This is a genomic window from Janibacter sp. GS2 (assembly GCF_051200835.1).
In the GTDB taxonomy this organism is placed as follows: Bacteria; Actinomycetota; Actinomycetes; order Actinomycetales; family Dermatophilaceae; genus Janibacter.
Genome location: NZ_CP195161.1, coordinates 3,157,354 through 3,175,289, shown reverse-complemented (window position 1 = coordinate 3,175,289; position 17,936 = coordinate 3,157,354). Strand labels below are relative to the sequence as shown.

General features: G+C 70.2%; 17 protein-coding genes. 10 read left to right on the top strand and 7 right to left on the bottom strand.

The window, feature by feature from the left end; genetic code table 11:
* The first annotated feature begins 37 nt into the window (after nt 1-37).
* The 5 genes from groES to ACR9E9_RS15325 all read left to right on the top strand — a co-directional run bounded on the left by groES (nt 38) and on the right by ACR9E9_RS15325 (nt 4,857).
* The gene (gene groES / locus ACR9E9_RS15345; RefSeq protein ID WP_435199987.1) at nt 38-334 is read left to right on the top strand and encodes a co-chaperone GroES; all 297 of its coding nucleotides are present in this window, start codon (nt 38-40) and stop codon (nt 332-334) included.
* 99 nt (nt 335-433) lie between these two features.
* Nucleotides 434-2,038, top strand: coding sequence for a chaperonin GroEL (groL, locus tag ACR9E9_RS15340; RefSeq protein WP_435199985.1), 1,605 nt, complete (start codon nt 434-436; stop codon nt 2,036-2,038).
* 94 nt (nt 2,039-2,132) lie between these two features.
* On the top strand, nt 2,133-2,666 hold the full coding sequence (locus tag ACR9E9_RS15335; protein WP_435199983.1) for a helix-turn-helix transcriptional regulator: 534 nt from the start codon (nt 2,133-2,135) through the stop codon (nt 2,664-2,666).
* Nucleotides 2,663-3,367 carry an ABC transporter ATP-binding protein gene (locus ACR9E9_RS15330; RefSeq protein ID WP_435199981.1) on the top strand — a complete coding sequence of 235 codons (705 nt, stop codon included), beginning with the start codon at nt 2,663-2,665 and terminating at the stop codon, nt 3,365-3,367. The genes ACR9E9_RS15335 and ACR9E9_RS15330 overlap by 4 nt, the downstream gene beginning before the upstream one ends.
* Nucleotides 3,364-4,857 (top strand): FtsX-like permease family protein, encoded by a 1,494-nt coding sequence (locus ACR9E9_RS15325; RefSeq protein ID WP_435199979.1) that lies wholly within the window; start codon nt 3,364-3,366, stop codon nt 4,855-4,857. The genes ACR9E9_RS15330 and ACR9E9_RS15325 overlap by 4 nt, the downstream gene beginning before the upstream one ends.
* A gap of 41 nt (nt 4,858-4,898) precedes the next feature.
* Here the strand turns inward: ACR9E9_RS15325 and ACR9E9_RS15320 are convergent, their stop codons facing one another.
* A complete protein-coding gene (locus ACR9E9_RS15320) occupies nt 4,899-6,470 on the bottom strand; it encodes a long-chain-fatty-acid--CoA ligase (RefSeq protein ID WP_435199977.1) in 1,572 nt (523 codons plus the stop codon).
* Between the two features lie 51 nt (nt 6,471-6,521).
* Nucleotides 6,522-7,724 (bottom strand): phosphoglycerate dehydrogenase, encoded by a 1,203-nt coding sequence (serA, locus tag ACR9E9_RS15315; RefSeq protein WP_435199975.1) that lies wholly within the window; start codon nt 7,722-7,724, stop codon nt 6,522-6,524.
* 98 nt (nt 7,725-7,822) lie between these two features.
* Here serA and ACR9E9_RS15310 point away from each other — a divergent pair, with 98 nt between their 5' ends.
* Nucleotides 7,823-8,518, top strand: a complete 696-nt coding sequence (locus ACR9E9_RS15310; protein WP_435199973.1) for an aspartate/glutamate racemase family protein — start codon at nt 7,823-7,825, stop codon at nt 8,516-8,518.
* A gap of 27 nt (nt 8,519-8,545) precedes the next feature.
* Here ACR9E9_RS15310 and ACR9E9_RS15305 read toward each other — a convergent pair whose 3' ends face one another.
* Together ACR9E9_RS15305 and ACR9E9_RS15300 are read right to left on the bottom strand one after the other, a co-directional pair.
* On the bottom strand, nt 8,546-8,791 hold the full coding sequence (locus tag ACR9E9_RS15305; RefSeq protein ID WP_435199971.1) for an RNA-binding S4 domain-containing protein: 246 nt from the start codon (nt 8,789-8,791) through the stop codon (nt 8,546-8,548).
* Nucleotides 8,792-8,837: 46 nt separating this feature from the next.
* Nucleotides 8,838-9,140, bottom strand: a complete 303-nt coding sequence (locus ACR9E9_RS15300; RefSeq protein WP_435199969.1) for a WhiB family transcriptional regulator — start codon at nt 9,138-9,140, stop codon at nt 8,838-8,840.
* Nucleotides 9,141-9,335: 195 nt separating this feature from the next.
* On the opposite strand from ACR9E9_RS15300, the gene guaB reads away from it, so the two are divergent.
* On the top strand, nt 9,336-10,877 hold the full coding sequence (guaB, locus tag ACR9E9_RS15295; protein WP_435199967.1) for an IMP dehydrogenase: 1,542 nt from the start codon (nt 9,336-9,338) through the stop codon (nt 10,875-10,877).
* Nucleotides 10,878-10,901: 24 nt separating this feature from the next.
* Here the strand turns inward: guaB and ACR9E9_RS15290 are convergent, their stop codons facing one another.
* Nucleotides 10,902-11,924, bottom strand: a complete 1,023-nt coding sequence (locus ACR9E9_RS15290) for a P1 family peptidase (protein WP_435199965.1) — start codon at nt 11,922-11,924, stop codon at nt 10,902-10,904.
* 32 nt (nt 11,925-11,956) lie between these two features.
* On the opposite strand from ACR9E9_RS15290, the gene ACR9E9_RS15285 reads away from it, so the two are divergent.
* A complete protein-coding gene (locus tag ACR9E9_RS15285) occupies nt 11,957-12,979 on the top strand; it encodes a dipeptidase (protein WP_435199963.1) in 1,023 nt (340 codons plus the stop codon).
* A gap of 4 nt (nt 12,980-12,983) precedes the next feature.
* Here the strand turns inward: ACR9E9_RS15285 and ACR9E9_RS15280 are convergent, their stop codons facing one another.
* Together ACR9E9_RS15280 and ACR9E9_RS15275 are read right to left on the bottom strand one after the other, a co-directional pair.
* Entirely contained in the window at nt 12,984-13,274 is a 291-nt protein-coding gene (locus tag ACR9E9_RS15280) for an antitoxin (protein WP_435199962.1), read from the bottom strand.
* A gap of 75 nt (nt 13,275-13,349) precedes the next feature.
* Nucleotides 13,350-15,011: a DHA2 family efflux MFS transporter permease subunit gene (locus tag ACR9E9_RS15275; protein ID WP_435199960.1), complete on the bottom strand. Its 1,662-nt coding sequence runs from the start codon at nt 15,009-15,011 to the stop codon at nt 13,350-13,352.
* Between the two features lie 136 nt (nt 15,012-15,147).
* Here ACR9E9_RS15275 and ACR9E9_RS15270 point away from each other — a divergent pair, with 136 nt between their 5' ends.
* Together ACR9E9_RS15270 and ACR9E9_RS15265 are read left to right on the top strand one after the other, a co-directional pair.
* The gene (locus ACR9E9_RS15270) at nt 15,148-16,269 is read left to right on the top strand and encodes a GuaB3 family IMP dehydrogenase-related protein (RefSeq protein ID WP_435199958.1); all 1,122 of its coding nucleotides are present in this window, start codon (nt 15,148-15,150) and stop codon (nt 16,267-16,269) included.
* 74 nt (nt 16,270-16,343) lie between these two features.
* Complete coding sequence (locus ACR9E9_RS15265) at nt 16,344-17,936, top strand: succinic semialdehyde dehydrogenase (protein WP_435199956.1); 1,593 nt, start codon at nt 16,344-16,346, stop codon at nt 17,934-17,936.

Sequence of the window (17,936 nt, the reverse complement as noted above, 5' to 3'; positions counted from 1 at the left end):
AACTCACATATTCACGACCCTCACTAAAGGAGTCAGCGTGTCGGTTTCCATCAAGCCGCTCGAGGACCGCATCGTCGTCCAGTCCGTCGAGGCCGAGCAGACCACCGCATCCGGTCTCGTCATCCCGGACACGGCCAAGGAGAAGCCCCAGGAGGGCGAGGTCGTTGCCATCGGCCCGGGCCGGTTCAACGATGACGGTGACGAGCGCGTCCCCATGGACATCTCGGTCGGTGACCGAGTCGTCTACTCCAAGTACGGCGGTACCGAGATCAAGCACGGTGGCCAGGAGTACCTCATCCTGTCCGCCCGCGATGTGCTGGCGATCGTTTCCTGATCCCACCACGCAGCTGACGCCCCGGGTGGGGACCCACTCCCGGGTCCCCCCGGGGCGTCCTCGCTTTTCCCCCTTCGTAGAAGAGACCTAAGGACATTCATGGCCAAGGAACTGGAGTTCAACGACTCCGCCCGTGACGCCCTCCAGCGAGGTGTCGACCAGCTCGCCAACGCCGTCAAGGTGACGCTCGGCCCCAAGGGCCGCAACGTCGTCATCGACAAGGCGTGGGGCGCCCCCACCATCACCAACGACGGCGTGACCATCGCCCGCGAGATCGAGCTCGAGGACTCCTACGAGAACCTCGGTGCCCAGCTCGCGAAGGAGGTCGCGACCAAGACCAACGACGTCGCCGGTGACGGCACGACGACCGCGACCGTCCTCGCCCAGGCCATGGTGAGGGAGGGCCTGCGCAATGTTGCCGCCGGCGCCGCCCCGGCCGGTCTGAAGCGCGGCATCGACAAGGCCGTCGAGGCCGTCTCCGCCCGCCTGCTGGAGAACGCCCGCGAGCTCGAGGGCAAGGAGGAGATCGCCCAGGTCGCCGGGCTCTCCGCCCAGGACCAGGTCATCGGCGGCACCATCGCCGAGGCCTTCGACAAGGTCGGCAAGGACGGTGTCATCACCGTCGAGGAGTCCTCGACCGCCGAGACCTCGCTCGACTTCACCGAGGGCATGCAGTTCGACAAGGGCTACATCAGCCCCTACTTCGTCACCGACCCGGAGCGCATGGAGGGTGTCCTCGAGGACGCCTACGTCCTGATCAACCAGGGCAAGATCTCCAACATCCAGGAGATCCTCCCGGTGCTCGAGAAGGTCGTGCAGTCCGGCAAGCCGCTGGTCATCATCGCCGAGGACATCGATGGCGAGGCCCTCTCGACGCTCGTGGTCAACAAGCTCAAGGGTGTCTTCAACGTCGCGGCCGTCAAGGCCCCCGGCTTCGGCGACCGCCGCAAGGCGATGCTCCAGGACATGGCCATCCTCACCGGTGGCCAGGTCGTCGCCGAGGAGGTCGGGCTCAAGCTCGACCAGGTCGGTCTCGAGGACCTGGGCCAGGCCCGTCGCGTCGTCGTCACCAAGGACACCACGACGATCATCGACGGTCAGGGCGATGCCGACGCCGTCAACGGTCGGGTCAACCAGATCAAGGCCGAGATCGAGCGCACCGACTCCGACTGGGACCGCGAGAAGCTCCAGGAGCGCCTCGCCAAGCTCGCCGGTGGCGTCTGCGTCATCCAGGTCGGTGCCCACACCGAGGTCGAGCTCAAGGAGAAGAAGCACCGCATCGAGGACGCGATCTCCGCGACGCGTGCCGCGATCGAGGAGGGCATCGTCGCCGGGGGTGGCTCCTCGCTGGCCCACGCCGTGGCCGTCCTCGACAACCTTTCGCTCGAGGACGACGAGGCGGTCGGCGCGAACATCGTGCGCAAGGCCGCTGTCGAGCCGCTGCGCTGGATCGCCGAGAACGCGGGCCTCGAGGGCTACGTCGCCGTCGCCAAGGTGCAGGAGCTCACCTCGGGTCAGGGCCTCAACGCCGCGACCGGTGAGTACGGCGACCTCGTCGCCCAGGGCGTCATCGACCCGGTGAAGGTCACCCGCTCCGCGCTCGTCAACGCCGCGTCGATCGCGTCGATGGTCCTGACCACCGACACGCTCGTCGTCGACAAGAAGGAGGATGAGGGCGAGGCCGGTCACGGCCACTCGCACTGATCTCCCGCAGCACGACGTGGGGCCGCTCGCCATCCGGTGGGCGGCCCCACGTGTGTGTTGACGCTCACTACTCACATAGTGAATAGTGAGCCTCATGACGACGGGGCACGTACTCATGGGGCTGCTGAGCAGGGGGCCGCAGCACGGGTATGACCTCAAGCGTCACCACGACGAGCTGCTCCCGGCGGCGCGACCGATGGCCTTTGGCCAGGTGTACGCGGCGCTGGGGCGGCTCGCCGGAAAGGGTTGGGTCACTGAGTCCGTCACCGAGCAGGCAGGGGGACCGGAGCGGACCGTCTACGAGTTGACCGTGGCCGGGCACACCGAGCTCGACGCGTGGGCGGCAGAGCCCGATGGCCCTGCAGATCACGTGGCCAACCCCTTGGCGACCAAAGTGGCCGTCGCCCTCCTCGTGGGTGGAGAGAGCGCGGCGCGCACCTTCCTGCGTCGCCAGCGGGTCGCGCACCTTGAGCGGATGCGCGAGCTGACTCGAACACGACGCGAGGCGAAGGGGGACCTGCACCGGGTCCTCGCCGCCGACTATGCGCTGAGCCATCTGGACGCCGATGTCCGGTGGATGGAGGACGCCCTCGAGCGCGTCCACGACCTCGAGGGAGATCTGCGATGACGATGCACCGCGACGGGCACGCACTGGCCATCACGGCCGTCGGGCTGGCCCACGACTACGGGCGTCGTCCCGCGCTGCGCGGGGTCGACCTGTCGGTGGCAGCCGGGGAGATGGTTGCCGTCACCGGCCCGAGCGGCTCCGGCAAGTCGACGCTCCTCCACGCATTGTCGGGGGTCCTTCGTCCCGACGAAGGGGAGGTCCGCCTCGGTGACCGCATAGTCACCACCATGACCGAGGACGGGCGTTCGCGACTGCGTCGGACCAGTGCCGGGGTGCTCTTCCAGTTCGGACAGCTCATCGAGGAGCTCACGCTCGCCGAGAATGTCGCGCTACCGCTCCTGCTGGAGCGTCGCAAGCGGGCCGAGGCTCTCGAGACGGCGCGCGCTTGGTTGGCCAGGGTCGACGTGGTGGGCCTTGCCGACGAGCTGCCGAGCGAGGTCAGCGGGGGACAGGCACAGCGCGCAGCTCTCGCGCGGGCCCTCGTGTCCAACCCGGGGGTGCTCTTCGCTGACGAACCGACCGGCGCTCTGGACTCACGGGCCGGCGAAGGCGCCATGGACCTCATCACCGACATCGCCGCAGAGGAAGGGCTGTCGGTCGTCCTCGTGACCCATGACGCGCGTGTCGCTGCCTACGCCGACCGCGAAGTCGTCCTGAGGGACGGGCTGCTGGACGTCGACGAGCCGGTGCCAGCGCGATGAGCCTCACCTGGACCGAGGCGTCGCGATTGGCGGCGAAGGGAGGGCCCGACGACCGGTTGCGACGCTGGCTCATCGGCGGGTGCGCGGCGCTCGGCGCGATGCTCTTCGCCGCTGCGGCAAGCATTCCGTCATTCTGGGCGGACGGCGTGAATCGGGACGCGAAAGCATACTCGGTCCTTGGGGAGTTGCTCGCCGATCCGGGGCTCGCCGGCGGCGTCGTCGTCGCGCTGGTGCTCATGGCGGTGCCGGTCGCGCACCTCACAGTGCAAGCAGTGCGGGTGGGTGCCCCCGGCCGGGACACTCGCCTCGCGGCGATGCGCAGTGCAGGTGCCACCCCAGCCGATGTCGGCAAGGTCATCCGGGCTGAAGCCCTGGTGTGCAGCGCCGTCGGTACGGCCATGGGAGTTGTCGTCTTCTACGGGTTGCTCGCGATCGCGCCGAGGGTCTTTCGTGTGGGCTACTCGGACGCCGTCGCGGGAACGGGGACGGAGAGTGGGAGTGTCCCCGTCCTCGAGGTCGGGGTCTGGCCCAACCCTCTGGTCCTCGTCTTGGCCGCGGCGCTGGGCCCGCTCCTGGCGGTCCTGCTCCTGCCCCTGGCGGCTCGACGCGTGCAGGCCACCGTCGTCGGTCAGGCTCGTTCCGAGCGGCAGCAGGGTACCTTCGTATCCCTTGCCCTGGTCGTGTTCATGATCCTCTCGATCGTGTCCGTGATCGTGTTGCTCATGGGTCGCCCCGAGGGAGAGCGGTGGTACACGCCGGTGCTCGACGGGTTGGCCACTCTGTTGCCGATCACCGCCTGCGGGCTCTGCGTCACCGTTCTGACCGTCTGGGCACCAGGCGTCGCTGCGCGCATCGGCAGGTCTCTCAGCGGCAGAGGAGGTGCGACAGGGCTCCTCGCTGGGCGGCTGATGCTCGCCCGTCCTCGGTTGGCCTCGCGGACAGCCGTGTCGCTCGTCCTCGTCGCGCTGGTCGGTGCCGTTTCCATCATCACCGAGGGCGTGCTGAGGTCGGAGCTGATGAGCGGGGTGCGCGGCTACGGGTACGACGAGGTCGAGGCCGGAGGGCAACTCCCGTCGGAGGTCCTGTTCTACCTGGTGCCCGTTCTGGTGGTGCAGACGCTGACGGTGGTGGCTGCGGTCCTCGGCGCGGTCGGGCTGTTCGTGGCCGTGACCGAGCAGACGTCCTTGCGTGCCCCCCAGCTGACGCGACAGGTCGCCGCCGGAGTGCCACGATCGCTACTGCGTCGTGCCCTCGTCGTTGAGGCTGCCGCGCCGGTTGCGGCGATGACGACGATCGCGCTCTTCGCCGGGGCAGGCGTCCCGGTGCTCGCCCTGGTCGTGGGCGGTCAGACGGACCTGCTCAACGGCACCCACTGGGAGCGCTTCCCCATCCTGTGGGGCGCCCTCGTGGGCGGCGCGGCCCTCGCCGCCCATGTGGGTGGGCGCAACCTCGCTGACGGCGGCGACGTCCGCCGTATCCGCGACCGCTGACGGACGAGGGCCAGGGGCACCGAGGGTGCGGTGCCCCCGCGTCAGACGGTGGTCCCGCCGTCCTCCCAGTAGGGCCGGCGCAGCTCGCGCTTGAGGATCTTGCCTGTGGGGTTGCGCGGGAGCGCGTCGACGATGTCCACGCTGCGGGGGGCCTTGAAGGACGCCAGCGACTGCTTGCACCAGTCGATGAGCTCCTGCTCGCTCACCTCGGCCCCGGGGCGAGGGGCGACCACGGCCTTGACCGACTCCCCCCACTTCTCGTCGGGCACGCCGATGATCGCGACCTCCAGCAGGGCCGGGTGCTCCGCGAGCACGCGCTCGACCTCCGGCGAGTAGATGTTCTCCCCGCCGCTGATGATCAGGTCCTTGATCCGGTCCTCGACGAAGAGGAAGCCCCCGTCATCGAGCCGGCCGATGTCGCCGGTGCGGAACCAGTCACCGTCGATCACGACCTCGGCCGTGGCCTCGGGCCGCCCCAGGAAGCCGGCCATCAGCTGCGGGGTGCGCAGCAGGATCTCGCCGTGCTCACCGGCCGGGACGTCCTCGAGCGTGGCCGGGTCGACGACCCTGATCTCGACCCCCGGGATCGCCCGACCGGCGGAGAGCAGACGCTCGGGGTGCTCGGGGTCGCGGTGCTCCTCCGGCAGCAGATGAGTGGCCACCCCGGCGACCTCGGTCAAGCCGTAGACCTGCATGAAGTCGGTCTGTGGCCAGGCCTCCATCGCCGCACGCAGCAGCGGGGCCGGCATCGGTGCCGCCCCGTAGGTGTAGAGCTTGAGGCGCCCGAAGAGGGCCACCGCGTCCTCTCCGGACTGGAGCACCTGCGCGAGCACGGCCGGCACGAGGAAGGTCCGGTTGGCGCCCTGCGTGATGGCCCACCCCAATGACGCGCCGTCCGGGTCCCGGGTCATCACGCTGGGGATGCCGTCGTGGATCCCGAAGAGGACGTAGGACGACCCGCCGACGTGGAAGAGGGGCATCGAGACCATCGACTTGTCGCCGGGGTCGAAACCCCACCCGTCGTGCGCTGCAACGGTGTGCGTGACCATGTTGCGGTGGGTGAGCATGACCCCCTTCGGCCGGCCCGTCGTGCCCGAGGAGTACATGACGAGGCAGACGTCGTGCTCATCCACCTCACCGGGGCGGTCCATCGGTGTCGATGCGGCGAGCCAGGCCTCGTAGTCATCCGCCCCGACGCCGTCGGGGGTGACCTCGATGATCGTCTCCACCCGCGGAAGGGAGTCGCGGATGGCGCTGATCGTCGGCATCAGCTCCGAGCCCACGAAGAGGACGCGCGCGCCGGAGTCGTTGACGGCATAGTCGATCTCGTCGCCGGCCAGGCGCCAGTTGATGATCGCATTGGCCGACCCGAGCGACCCGGCTGCGAGGCTGATCTCCACGCAGGCGGGATGGTTCTTGTCGAGGAAGGCCACGACGTCGCCCCGGCCGATGCCAAGATCCCGCAGGCCACCGGCGGCGCGGCGGACCCGCCCATCCCACTCGGACCACGTCCACGTGCGCTCGCCGTAGGTGATGGCCTCGTCGTCGGGGCGGTGCCCGGCCCACCAGGCCAGGCGATCGTCGAGGAACCGGGGCGCGGGAGCGTCTGTCATTGGGGGAGTGTGGCGTAGGTCATGCCCTGACGCAATAGACCCCCTCGCGGGTCAGGCGGTGACGATGACCCGGACCTCGACGGTCTCCTCGAGGCCACGCAGGCGCTGCTCGGTGTTGGCGGGCAGGTCGCTCGCGAGGTCGGTGACGGCGTAGCCGAACTCGCCCTTCGTGCTCAGCTGCTGGGAGTCGATGTTGACATCGCCCTCGGAGAGGATCGTGTTGACCCGGGCCAGGACGCCGGGGACGTTCTTGTGCAGGTGGAGGATGCGCGTCCCGCCGTGGACGGTGGGGGCCGCGACGGCCGGGACGTTGACCGACATCGTCGTCGCACCGGTGACCGCCCAGTCACGCAGCTTGCCGGAGACGTACCGTCCGATGTCGAGCTGGGCCTCCTCGGTGGAGCCGCCGACGTGCGGGGTGAGGATGACGTTCGGGATGCCCTGCAGGCAGTTCTCGAAGGGGTCGCCGGCCCTCTTCGGCTCGCTGGGGAAGACATCGACCGCGGCACCGGCGATGTGTCCGGAGACCAGGTTGTCGCGCAGCGCCTCCAGGTCGACGACGAAACCCCGGGAGAGGTTGAGGAAGAGGCTGCGGGGGCGCATCGTGGCGAACTGCTCGGCGCCGAAGTTCCCGGCGTTGCCCGCGCGACCGTCGACGTGCAGGGTGATCGTCTCGCAGGTGGCGAGCAGCTCGTCGAGGGAGCCGACCTGGGTGGCATTGCCGAGCGGCAGCTTGTCCTCGAGGTCGTAGAAGTAGACGTGCATGCCGAAGGCCTCGGCGACGACCGACAGCTGGGCGCCGATGTTGCCGTAGCCGATGATGCCGAGCGTGCGGCCGCGGACCTCGTGTGCTCCCTTCGCGGACTTGTCCCAGACGCCGGCGTGCAGCGCGGCACTCTTGTCGGTCAGGTGGCGGGCCAGCGAGATGATCTCGGCGAGCGCCAGCTCGACGACGCTGCGCGTGTTGGAGAAGGGGGCGTTGAAGACGACCGTGCCGGCCTGTGCCGCCGCGTCCAGGTCGATCTGGTTGGTGCCGATGCAGAAGGCGCCGACCACCTTCAGCTCCGGTCGGGCCTCGAGCACGGCTCGCGTCACCTGGGTCTTGGAGCGGATGCCGACCATGTCGACGCCCGCCAGGGCCTCGATCAGCTCCGGCTCGTCGAGCGCGCCGGAGCGCGTCTCGACCTCGAAGCCCGCATGGACCAGGCTCTCGCGGGCGGCGTCATGGATGTTCTCGAGCAGCAGCACCTTCACGTCCAGCAGGGTATGCCCGACCCCTTCCTCGTCTCGCAGCCGCCCGCCATGCGGAACTGGACCCCCACAGCGGCAAGGGTGCTGGCTAGGGTGGGGTCATGCGTCTCCTGGGTGTCCTTGGCGGTATGGGCTGGTCTGCGACGGCGGAGTACTACCGCCGGCTCAACGAAGGGGTGGATGCCCGCCTCGGTGGCCTGCACGGCGCCCGGGTCCTCATCCACAGTGTCGACTTCCAGCCCGTCGACGACGCGGAGAACGCCGGCGACTGGGATGGCATGGCGCGCATCCTCGTCGAGGGCGCGCAGAGCCTGCAGGCCGGCGGCGCAGACGGCATCCTCCTCGCGGCGAACACGATGCATGCGGTCGCGGACCAGATCTCCGAGGCTCTCGACGTCCCCTTCTTCAACATCGCCGAGGCGACCGCCCGCAGCGTGGGGGAGTCCCGCCAACGCACGGTCGGGCTCGTCGCGACGGCGACGACGATGGCGCACGACTTCTACACCAGGCCCTTTCAGGAGCGGGGGATCGAGGTGATCCTGCCGCTGGAGGAGGAGCGGCCCGAGGTCGACCGGATGATCTACGAGGAGCTCGTCCACGGGATCATCAAGGACACCTCGCGCAAGGCCTTCCGCCAGGTGATGCAGGGGATGGCCGACCGCGGGGCCGAGGGAATCGTGCTCGCGGGCACCGAGATCGGGCTGCTGCTGGAGGAGGACGACAGCCCGGTCCCGCTCCACGACACCACGACCATCCACGTCGAGCAGGCCCTCGACTGGATGCTCGCCGACGACTGAGGGCGCGCCCCGCCGGCGACGGACCGATCACCAGGGCACGTCGATTTCCGGCTCGCCGGTGACGACCTCGATGCGCTGGCCCGCGTACTCGACGGTGCTGCCGGCACGGACCTGGGCGCCGCGGCGGGTTTCCGGACGGCCGTCGACGCTCACCTCGCCGGCAGCGATGATCGTGCGGGCCATCACCCCGTCCTCGACGAGACCGGCCAGCTTGAGCAGCTGGCCGAGACGGATCGATGCGTCGCGGATGTGGACGGGCTCTGCGGAAGTCACCCGACCAGACTAGGCGGCGACGGGGACCCGCCCACCGGGCCGTGGGTCAGCCGGCGAGGCCGGCGCGGTCCATGTCGCGCTCGGCGAGGAGCACGGAGCGCTCGTCCTCGGTCATGCCGCCCCACACGCCGAAGGGCTCGCGGATGGCCAAGGCGTGCTCACGGCAGGCGTTGATCACCGGGCAGCTGCTGCAGATCTCCTTGGCGGCCGCGTCCCGCAGCCGACGTGCAGCGCCGCGCTCACCGTCCGGGTGGTAGAAGGACTCGCTCCCGGTCTCCCGGCACACGCCCTCGTACTGCCACTCCCACAGGTCCGCGACCGGGCCCAGTGGATTCGAACGGTCAGCCATGGTCTTTTTCCCCTCGATGTCCTTGCGGAGGCGCTGCGGTGGGATACCGATCGCCCCGATTCACACCAGCCAACCTAAGGACGAGATGGCCACAGGGGGTCGAGTGCGAAGTAAGGGTTCTTCCCGGGTTTGCGGGGTGATGGTCAGTGATTGGTCAGGTCGGGAGGCGGTGACTCGGTGTCATACGATAGGGAGATGGATTTCGGTGACCCGATCGACCGTGACGACTCCGGGGCGGCGAGCCACGACCCCTTCGCCAAGGTCGGACTGACCTTCGATGACGTGCTCCTCCTGCCCGGTTACAGCGAGCTGGCCCCCGGCGACCTCGAGACCACGAGTCGGCTGACCCGTGAGATCAGTCTGCGGACGCCGCTGATCTCGGCCGCGATGGACACCGTGACCGAGTCACGGATGGCCATCGCCATGGCGCGCCAGGGCGGGATCGGCGTGCTGCACCGCAACCTCTCCATCGATGACCAGGCCTATCAGGTCGACCTCGTCAAGCGGACCCAGACCGGGATGATCACCAACCCGATCACCATCGGACCGCACGCGACCCTCGAGGAGCTGGACACGATCTGCGGCGAGTACCGGGTCTCGGGCCTGCCGGTCGTCGACGAGGACGAGGTCCTCATCGGCATCATCACCAACCGCGACCTGCGCTTCACGCCCGTCGCGGAGTGGGCCACGACGCGGGTGCACGACGTCATGACCCCGATGCCCCTGATCACTGCGCCCGTCGGCATCTCCAACGCCGATGCGACCCTCCTGCTGCGCCAGCACAAGCGCGAGCGGCTGCCGATCGTCGACGACGCCGGCCGTCTGGCGGGTCTGATCACGGTCAAGGACTTCGTCAAGAGCGAGCAGTTCCCCGACGCGAGCAAGGACGCCCAGGGCCGCCTGCTCGTCGGTGCCGCCATCGGTTACTTCGGTGACGCCTGGGAGCGGGCCACCCGCCTCATCGAGGCCGGCGCTGATGTCCTCGTCGCGGACACCGCCCACGGTCACGTCAAGCTCCTCCTCGAGATGGTCCAGCGGCTGAAGTCCGACCCCGCGACCAAGCACGTGCAGGTCATCGGCGGCAATGTCGCCACCCGCGAGGGCGCACAGGCCTTCGTCGACGCCGGGGTCGACGGGATCAAGGTCGGCGTCGGTCCGGGCTCGATCTGCACCACCCGCATCGTCACCGGGGTCGGCGCCCCCCAGATCACCGCCGTGCACGACGCCTCGCTCGCTGCGCGACCGGCCGGGGTCCCGGTCATCGCCGACGGCGGCCTGCAGCAGTCCGGAGACATCGCCAAGGCGATCGTCGCCGGCGCCGAGAGCGTCATGGTCGGCTCGCTGCTGGCCGGCTGCGAGGAGAGCCCCGGCGAGCTGATCTTCGTCAACGGCAAGCAGTTCAAGGCCTACCGCGGCATGGGGAGCCTCGGCGCGATGAGCTCCCGGGGCAAGAAGTCCTTCTCGAAGGACCGGTACTTCCAGGCCGAGGTCACCAACGATGACCAGATCGTGCCCGAGGGCATCGAGGGTCGGGTGGCCTACCGCGGCACGCTCGCCCAGGTCGCGCACCAGATGGTCGGGGGCCTTCGCCAGTCGATGTTCTACGTCGGCGCCGGGACGGTCCCCGAGCTGCAGACGAAGGGGAAGTTCGTGCGGATCACCTCGGCCTCCCTCAAGGAGAGCCACCCGCACGACATCCAGGGCATGGTCGAGGCGCCGAACTACACCGTCGGCTGACCCGACCCCGTCCGGCGCCTGCCGTCAGGCGAGCAGCTCCCGGTAGGCCGAGAGACGCTCCCCGCCGTCGGCCCGGCGATCCACCGACTCCGACGCGAGGACGGCCCGGACGATCGCCCGCGTGACGCTGTCCGCTGCCGCGGTCTGCAGCGCGACGAGGTCCGCCGCCGACAGCGAGGCACTCCCCTTCGTCGACAGGGCGAAGACGGTGTCGCCGTCGAAGGCGGTGTGCACGGGGGACAGGGCCCGGGCGAAGCCGTCATGGCAGACGCCGGCGAGCGTGGCGCAGCCCGCCTTGTCGAGCGAGGCATCCGTCGCGACGACCGCCAGGGTCGTCGCGGTCCCGGCCCGCACGGAGCCGGTCTGCGCCGCCCGGTCCTCCCAGTAGCGGCGCACCAGGCGCGGGTCGGGTGCGTGCAGGTCCGCCTCGCCCGCCAGCAGGTGTCCTTCGCCGAGCAGGCGCCCATCGGGGGCCACGGGCGAACCGACCGCATTGACGGCCACGAGCGCACCGACGGTGACACCCGAGTCGAGGACGAGGCTCGCCGTGCCGATCCCGCCGTGGAGCCCGCCGGCCCGGGCGCCGGTACCGGCGCCGACACCCCCTTCGTCCACCGGCCCGTCGCTCGCGGCGAGGTAGGCCTCTCGCCCCTCCCCGGGGCCCGGGTGGTGGCGCCAGGTCCCGGCCCGGCCGAGGTCGAAGAGGATCGCTGCGGGGACGATCGGGGCGACCTCGCCCGGCCCGCCCACGGGCCACCCCCGCCCCTCGTCCGCGAGTGCCTGCACGACGCCGTCGGCGGCGGAGAGGCCGAAGACGCTGCCGCCCGAGAGGACGATCGAGTCCACGGCGTCGACGAGGTTGCGCGGGTCCAGCAGGTCCGTCTCGCGGGTGCCGGGGCCTCCGCCGCGCACGTCGACCCCTCCGGTCGTCCCCGCCGGGGGCGTGACGACGGTCGTGCCGGTCAGCCAGCCGGCGCCCTCGCGGGTGGCGTGGCCGACGCGGATGCCGGGGACGTCGGTGATCGCATTGTGTGCTCCGGGGTGCATGCGACCAGCATGCCCGGTGATTGACTGGGGCGATGACGACGAGCAGCGACCCGATCCGCGTCCTCGACGGCCACAACGACCTGCCGTGGCACCACCGTGAGGTGGCCGGCTACGACCTCGACGTGTGCGACATCGCCCTGCCCCAGCCCCAGCTGCACACGGACCTGGGACGGATGCGCGAAGGGGGTCTGGCCGCCCAGCTGTGGTCGGTCTGGGTGCCCTGCTCGATGACGGGGGAGGAGGCGGTGACCGCCACCCACGAGCAGATCGACTTCGTCGAGAAGCTGTGCAGCCGCTACGCGGAGATGGTCCCGGCCCGTACCGCCGCGGACGTGCGCGCCGCCTGGGACGAAGGGCGACACGCTGCCCTGGTCGGGATGGAGGGCGGGCACTCGATCAACGACTCGCTGGAGACGCTCGCGACCTTCGCCGACCGCGGCGTGCGCTACATGACGCTGACCCACAACGACAACACCGGGTGGGCGGACTCGGCGACGGACGAGCGGGTGCACGGCGGGCTGACCGACTTCGGCCGGGAGGTCGTGCGCTCGATGAACGCTCTCGGTGTCGTCGTCGACCTCTCCCACGTCAGCGCGGAGACGATGCACGACGCGCTCGACGAGACGCGTCTGCCGGTGATGTTCAGCCACTCCGGGGCACGCGCGATCTGCGACCACCCGCGCAATGTCCCCGACGACGTCCTCGGCCGCGTCCCCGGCAACGGCGGGATCGTCATGGCCAATGTCGTGCCGAAGTTCGTCAACCAGGCGCGCGCCGACGCCGCGCTCGGCCGCACCGAGATCGTCCCGGACCCGGTGGCGACGACCGAGCACGTCGTGGCGCACTTCGAGCACCTGCGCGAGGTCGTCGGGATCGAGCACGTGGGCATCGGCGCCGACTACGACGGCGTCGACGAGACGCCGGTCGGTCTCGAGGACGTGTCGAGCTACCCGCGGCTCTTCGCGGCGCTGGGGGAGCGGGGCTGGTCACGCACCGACCTCGAGGCCCTCGCCCACGGGAACGTGCTGCGGGTCCTGCAGGACACGCAGGTCTGAGTCGTCAGGCGCGCATGTCGGGGAAGGGGCGGGTGCGCGCCGAGTCCCGGGGCGCCTCGGGGGCGTCCGTGTCGCGCACGGTCGAGCCGGGGATGGTCTCGTGCCCGGTGAGGTTCTTCTTGGCCTTCCTCGACAGGCTGTCGATCTGTGAGCGGTACTTGCCCTTGGTGCGCTGGTCGACGAAGCCGGTGGCCTTGTCGAGGTAGCCCTGGGCCTTGTCAGGGTTCTTGCGGGCCCACTGCCGCGCGGTCTCGGCGGCGGTGAACACGGCGGCGGCGTTCTTGAACCTGGCCATGGGGGATCCTGTCGTTCGGGGACGTCTCATGGGCGTCAACGAAGGAGCGGCGCGCAGGATTCCACGGCCCCGATCTCAGTGCATGAGGACCGGCGGGTTGTCCTCGGACTCCTCGTCGAGCAGGTGGCTCTCCTCCCGCTTGCGGGGCAGGAAGAGCGCGACGACGAGCGTGGTCAGGCACAGCAGGGCCGAGACCCAGTAGGTGCTTGCGAAGGCCTCGGCCATCTCGTGCCGGACGGTGGACTGGAGTACCGCGGCGAAGTCGCTCGGGTTGCCGACCCCGGCCATGACGTCGGCGACCTCGGGGAACCGGCCGAGGAGCCGCTGGATCGTGCTCGGGTTCGTCACTCCCTCACTCGCCTCGCCGAAGGCCGCGGCCTGGCCGATGACCGGCCGGTTGTCGAAGCCCCGGGTCAGCAGCACGGAGGCGATGGCGACACCGAAGGAGCTGGCGGTCTGCTGGGTGATGTTCAGCAGCGTCGAGCCGCGGGCCACCTGGTGGGCGGTCAGCGACTTCAACGAGCTGGTCATCAGCGGCATCATGGTCGCGCCCATGCCCAGGCCCATGACGAAGAGCACCGGGATGATGAAGCCCCAGTAGCTGGACTCCGAGGTGATCTGGGTCATGGCGAACATGCCGCCGGTGATCAGGGCGATCCCCACCGGGACGATCCGGCCGACGGGGTAGCGGTCGACGAGTGCGCCGGCGATGGGCATCGTCAGCAGGGCACCGATGCCCTGGGGTGCCATGAGCAGCCCCGCGCTGAAGGTGTCCTCGCCACGGACCTGCTGGAAGTACGTGGGGACGAGCAGCAGACCGCCGAAGAAGGCGGTGGCGAAGAGGAACATCGTCAGCGCGGCGACGGAGAACTGCCGGTTGGCGAGCAGGCGCAGGTCGAGCAGCGGGTGCTTCGGCTTCATCGACCACCACCCGAAGGTCCCGATGAGCACGACGCCGGCGATCATCGGACCGAGGACCTTCGTGGCGAGGAAGGTGCCCTCGTCGGGGATCGAGGAGATGCCGTAGAGGAAGGCCGCGAGGCCGGGCGACATGAGCATCAGCCCGACGAGGTCGATGGACTCGCTCGGCTCGGTGTGGTCCTTCGGCAGCGCGATCGACGCGTAGGCCAGGGCGGTGATGCCGATGGGCACGTTGATGAGGAAGATCCACGTCCAGCTCGGGCGACCGAGCCAGTGGGCGTTGTCGATGAGCCAGCCGCCGAGGATCGGGCCGCCGATCGGGCCGAGGAGCATGGGCACGCCGAGGATCGCCATGAGGCGCCCGATCCGGGCGGGTCCGGCCGCGCGGGTCAGGATCGTCATGCCGAGCGGCATGAGCATGCCGCCACCGAGGCCCTGGACGACGCGGGCTCCGATGAGCAGCTCGATCGACGGCGCGAACGCGCACAGCACCGAGCCGGCCACGAAGAAGGAGATGGCCAGCAGGTACAGGCGCTTGGTGCCGAAGCGGTCCGCGGCCCATCCCGTGAGCGGGATGACGGTCGCCAGGGCGAGCGTGTACGCCGTGACCGTCCAGGCGACGGTCGAGTAGGCCAGCGGCGTGGTGCCCGGGGCCAGGTCGGTCTGGAAGTGGGGGAGCGCGACGTTGACGACCGTGATGTCGAGGATCGCCATGATCGAGCCGAGGACGACGACGCCGGCGACCTTCAGGACGGCGGCGTCGATCTTGTCGGGGTACTCGTCGAGCAGTGTGGGGTCGTGTGCGGGGGCCGACACAGGGGTCTCCTGACGGGGGCGAACTGGGCAGTGGCGGCGTCGTCGCCGTCCGCGTCGTGCGCGCAGAACGTGTGCACGCGACATACAAGTATGCGCCCTCGTCCAGCTCGACACCACCCCCCTCTAGGCTGGCGGGGTGAATGAGATCGAGATCGGCCGAGGCAAGCGTGGCCGCAGGGCCTACTCCTTCGACGACATCGCGGTGCTGCCCAGCCGGCGCACGCGCGACCCGCAGGAGGTGTCCCTCGACTGGCAGATCGATGCGTACCACTTCGAGATGCCGGTCATCGCGGCCCCGATGGACTCCCTGATGTCCCCGACGACGGCGATCGCCTTCGGTGAGGCCGGAGGTCTGCCGGTGCTCGATCTCGAGGGGCTGTGGACCCGGTACGAGGACCCCGAGCAGCTGCTCGCGGAGATCGCCTCGCTCGACCCGGTCCTCGCCACCGCGCGGATGCAGGAGATCTACGCTGCGCCGATCGTGCCCGAGCTGATCACCGAGCGTCTCGGGGAGATCCGGCGCGCCGGTGTCACCGTCGCCGGTGCGTTGAGCCCGCAGAACACCCAGCAGCACTGGAAGGCCGTCGTCGACGCGGGTGTGGACCTCTTCGTCATCCGTGGCACCACGGTCTCGGCGGAGCACGTGAGCAGCCGCAGCGAACCGCTGAACCTCAAGCGCTTCATCTACGAGCTCGACGTCCCGGTCATCGTCGGCGGAGCGGCCGGGTACACCGCGGCCCTGCACCTCATGCGCACGGGTGCGGCCGGCGTGCTCGTCGGCTTCGGTGGCGGTGCCGCCTCGACCACCCGCCAGGCTCTCGGCATCCACGCGCCGATGGCCAGCGCGGTGGCCGACGTGGCCGCCGCTCGTCGCGACTACCTCGACGAGTCCGGCGGCCGGTACGTCCACGTCATCGCCGACGGTGGCCTCGGCACCAGCGGCGACATCGTCAAGGCCGTGGCCTGTGGTGCGGACGCCGTGATGCTCGGCGCAGCGCTCGCCCGGTCGGCCGAGGCGCCCGGCCGCGGGTTCCACTGGGGCGCAGAGGCGCACCACCCCGAGCTGCCCCGCGGGACCCGCGTCGGAGTCGGCTCCGTCGCCTCGATGCAGGAGGTGCTCTTCGGGCCCAGCCGGGTCGCCGACGGCACGACCAACCTCATGGGCGCCCTGCGCCGGGCGATGGCGACGACGGGGTACACCGACGTCAAGGAGCTGCAGCGCATCGAGGTCGTCGTCGCGCCCCACCAGCCGAGCTGATCCCCCTTCGTGCCGATCGTCTCACTCGACCCCGACCGGTGGCCTGAGGTCGGGGACGCAGTTACCTTTGGGTAATGACTTCGGAGACCATCGCTGACCCTGAGCTGGACCCCACGGCCACCTACGCCGTGGACCCGAGTCGGGCACGGCGCCTGGCCGGCCGCGTCGTGGCCTCACCCACGGCGCGGACCTTCACCCAGACCTCGCCGCTGAGCGGGGGACCGATCGCGACCCTGCCGCTGTCGACGGCCGCGGACGTCTCCCGCGCCATCGACGCGGCCCGCGCAGCGCAGGTCAGGTGGGCCGCCACCTCCTTCGAGGAGCGCGAGCGGATCCTGCTGCGCTTCCACGACCTCGTGCTCGCCAAGCAGGTCGAGCTGCTCGACCTCGTGCAGATCGAGTCGGGCAAAGCGCGTCGGCACGCCTTCGAGGAGATCCTCGACACGGCACTGGCCTCCCGGTACTACGCCCGCACGGCCGGGGCCCACCTGCGCCCGAAGAGTGCTGCCGGTGCCCTCCCGGTGCTCACCCAGACGCGGGTGCACCACCGGCCCAAGGGCGTCGTCGGGGTGATCTCGCCGTGGAACTACCCCCTGAGCCTGGCCATCACCGATGCCCTGCCCGCACTGATGGCAGGCAACGCCGTCGTGCTGCGTCCCGACCAGCAGGGCTCGGTCACCGCCCTGGCCGGGGTGGAGCTGCTGCGCGAGGCCGGCCTGCCGGAGGGCGTCCTGCAGGTCGTGCTCGGCACCGGCTCGGAGGCCGGTCAGGCGGTCGTCGACCGGGCCGACTACGTCTGCTACACCGGCTCGACGGCGACCGGCCGCCGGGTCGCGCAGTCCGCGGCCGGGCGCCTGGTCTCCTTCAGCATGGAGCTCGGCGGCAAGAACTCGGTCTACATCGCCGCCGACGCCGACCTGGGCAGGGCGGTCGAGGGCGCCGTGCGCGCCTGCTTCTCCAGTGGTGGCCAGCTGTGCATCTCCACCGAGCGCGTCATCGTCCACGCGGCGATCGCCGACGAGTTCCTTTCGCGCTTCGTGGCCGCCGTCGAGGCCATGACGCTCGGGACGGCACTGGAGTACGGCTACGAGATGGGTTCGCTCGTGAGCCAGGCGCAGCTGACGACCGTCACCTCCCACCTCGAGGACGCCAGGGCGAAGGGGGCGCGGGTCCTCGCCGGGGGTCGGCACCGCCCGGACATCGGCCCCTTCGTCTTCGAGCCGACCGTGCTCGAGGGAGTCACCTCCGCCATGACGTGCCGCGACGAGGAGACCTTCGGTCCACTCGTGTCCGTCTACCGGGTCGACGACGACGACGCCGCCGTCGCCCTGGTCAACGACACCGACTACGGGCTGAACTCCTCGGTCTGGACCAAGGACGTCGGACGTGGTCGGCGGATCGCCGGGCGCATCCACACCGGCACGGTGAACATCAACGAGTGCTACGCGGCGGCCTGGGGTTCCATGGGGGCCCCGATGGGCGGCATGAAGGACTCCGGGATGGGGCGTCGCCACGGCGCCGAGGGGATCATGAAGTACACCGAGTCGCAGACCGTCAGCGCCCAGCACCTCGTGCCGATCGCGCCCGCCTTCGGCCTGAGCGATCGGGCCTTCGCCAGGGCCCTGACCCTCGGCCTGCGGGCGATGAAGATCGTGGGGATGAAGTGA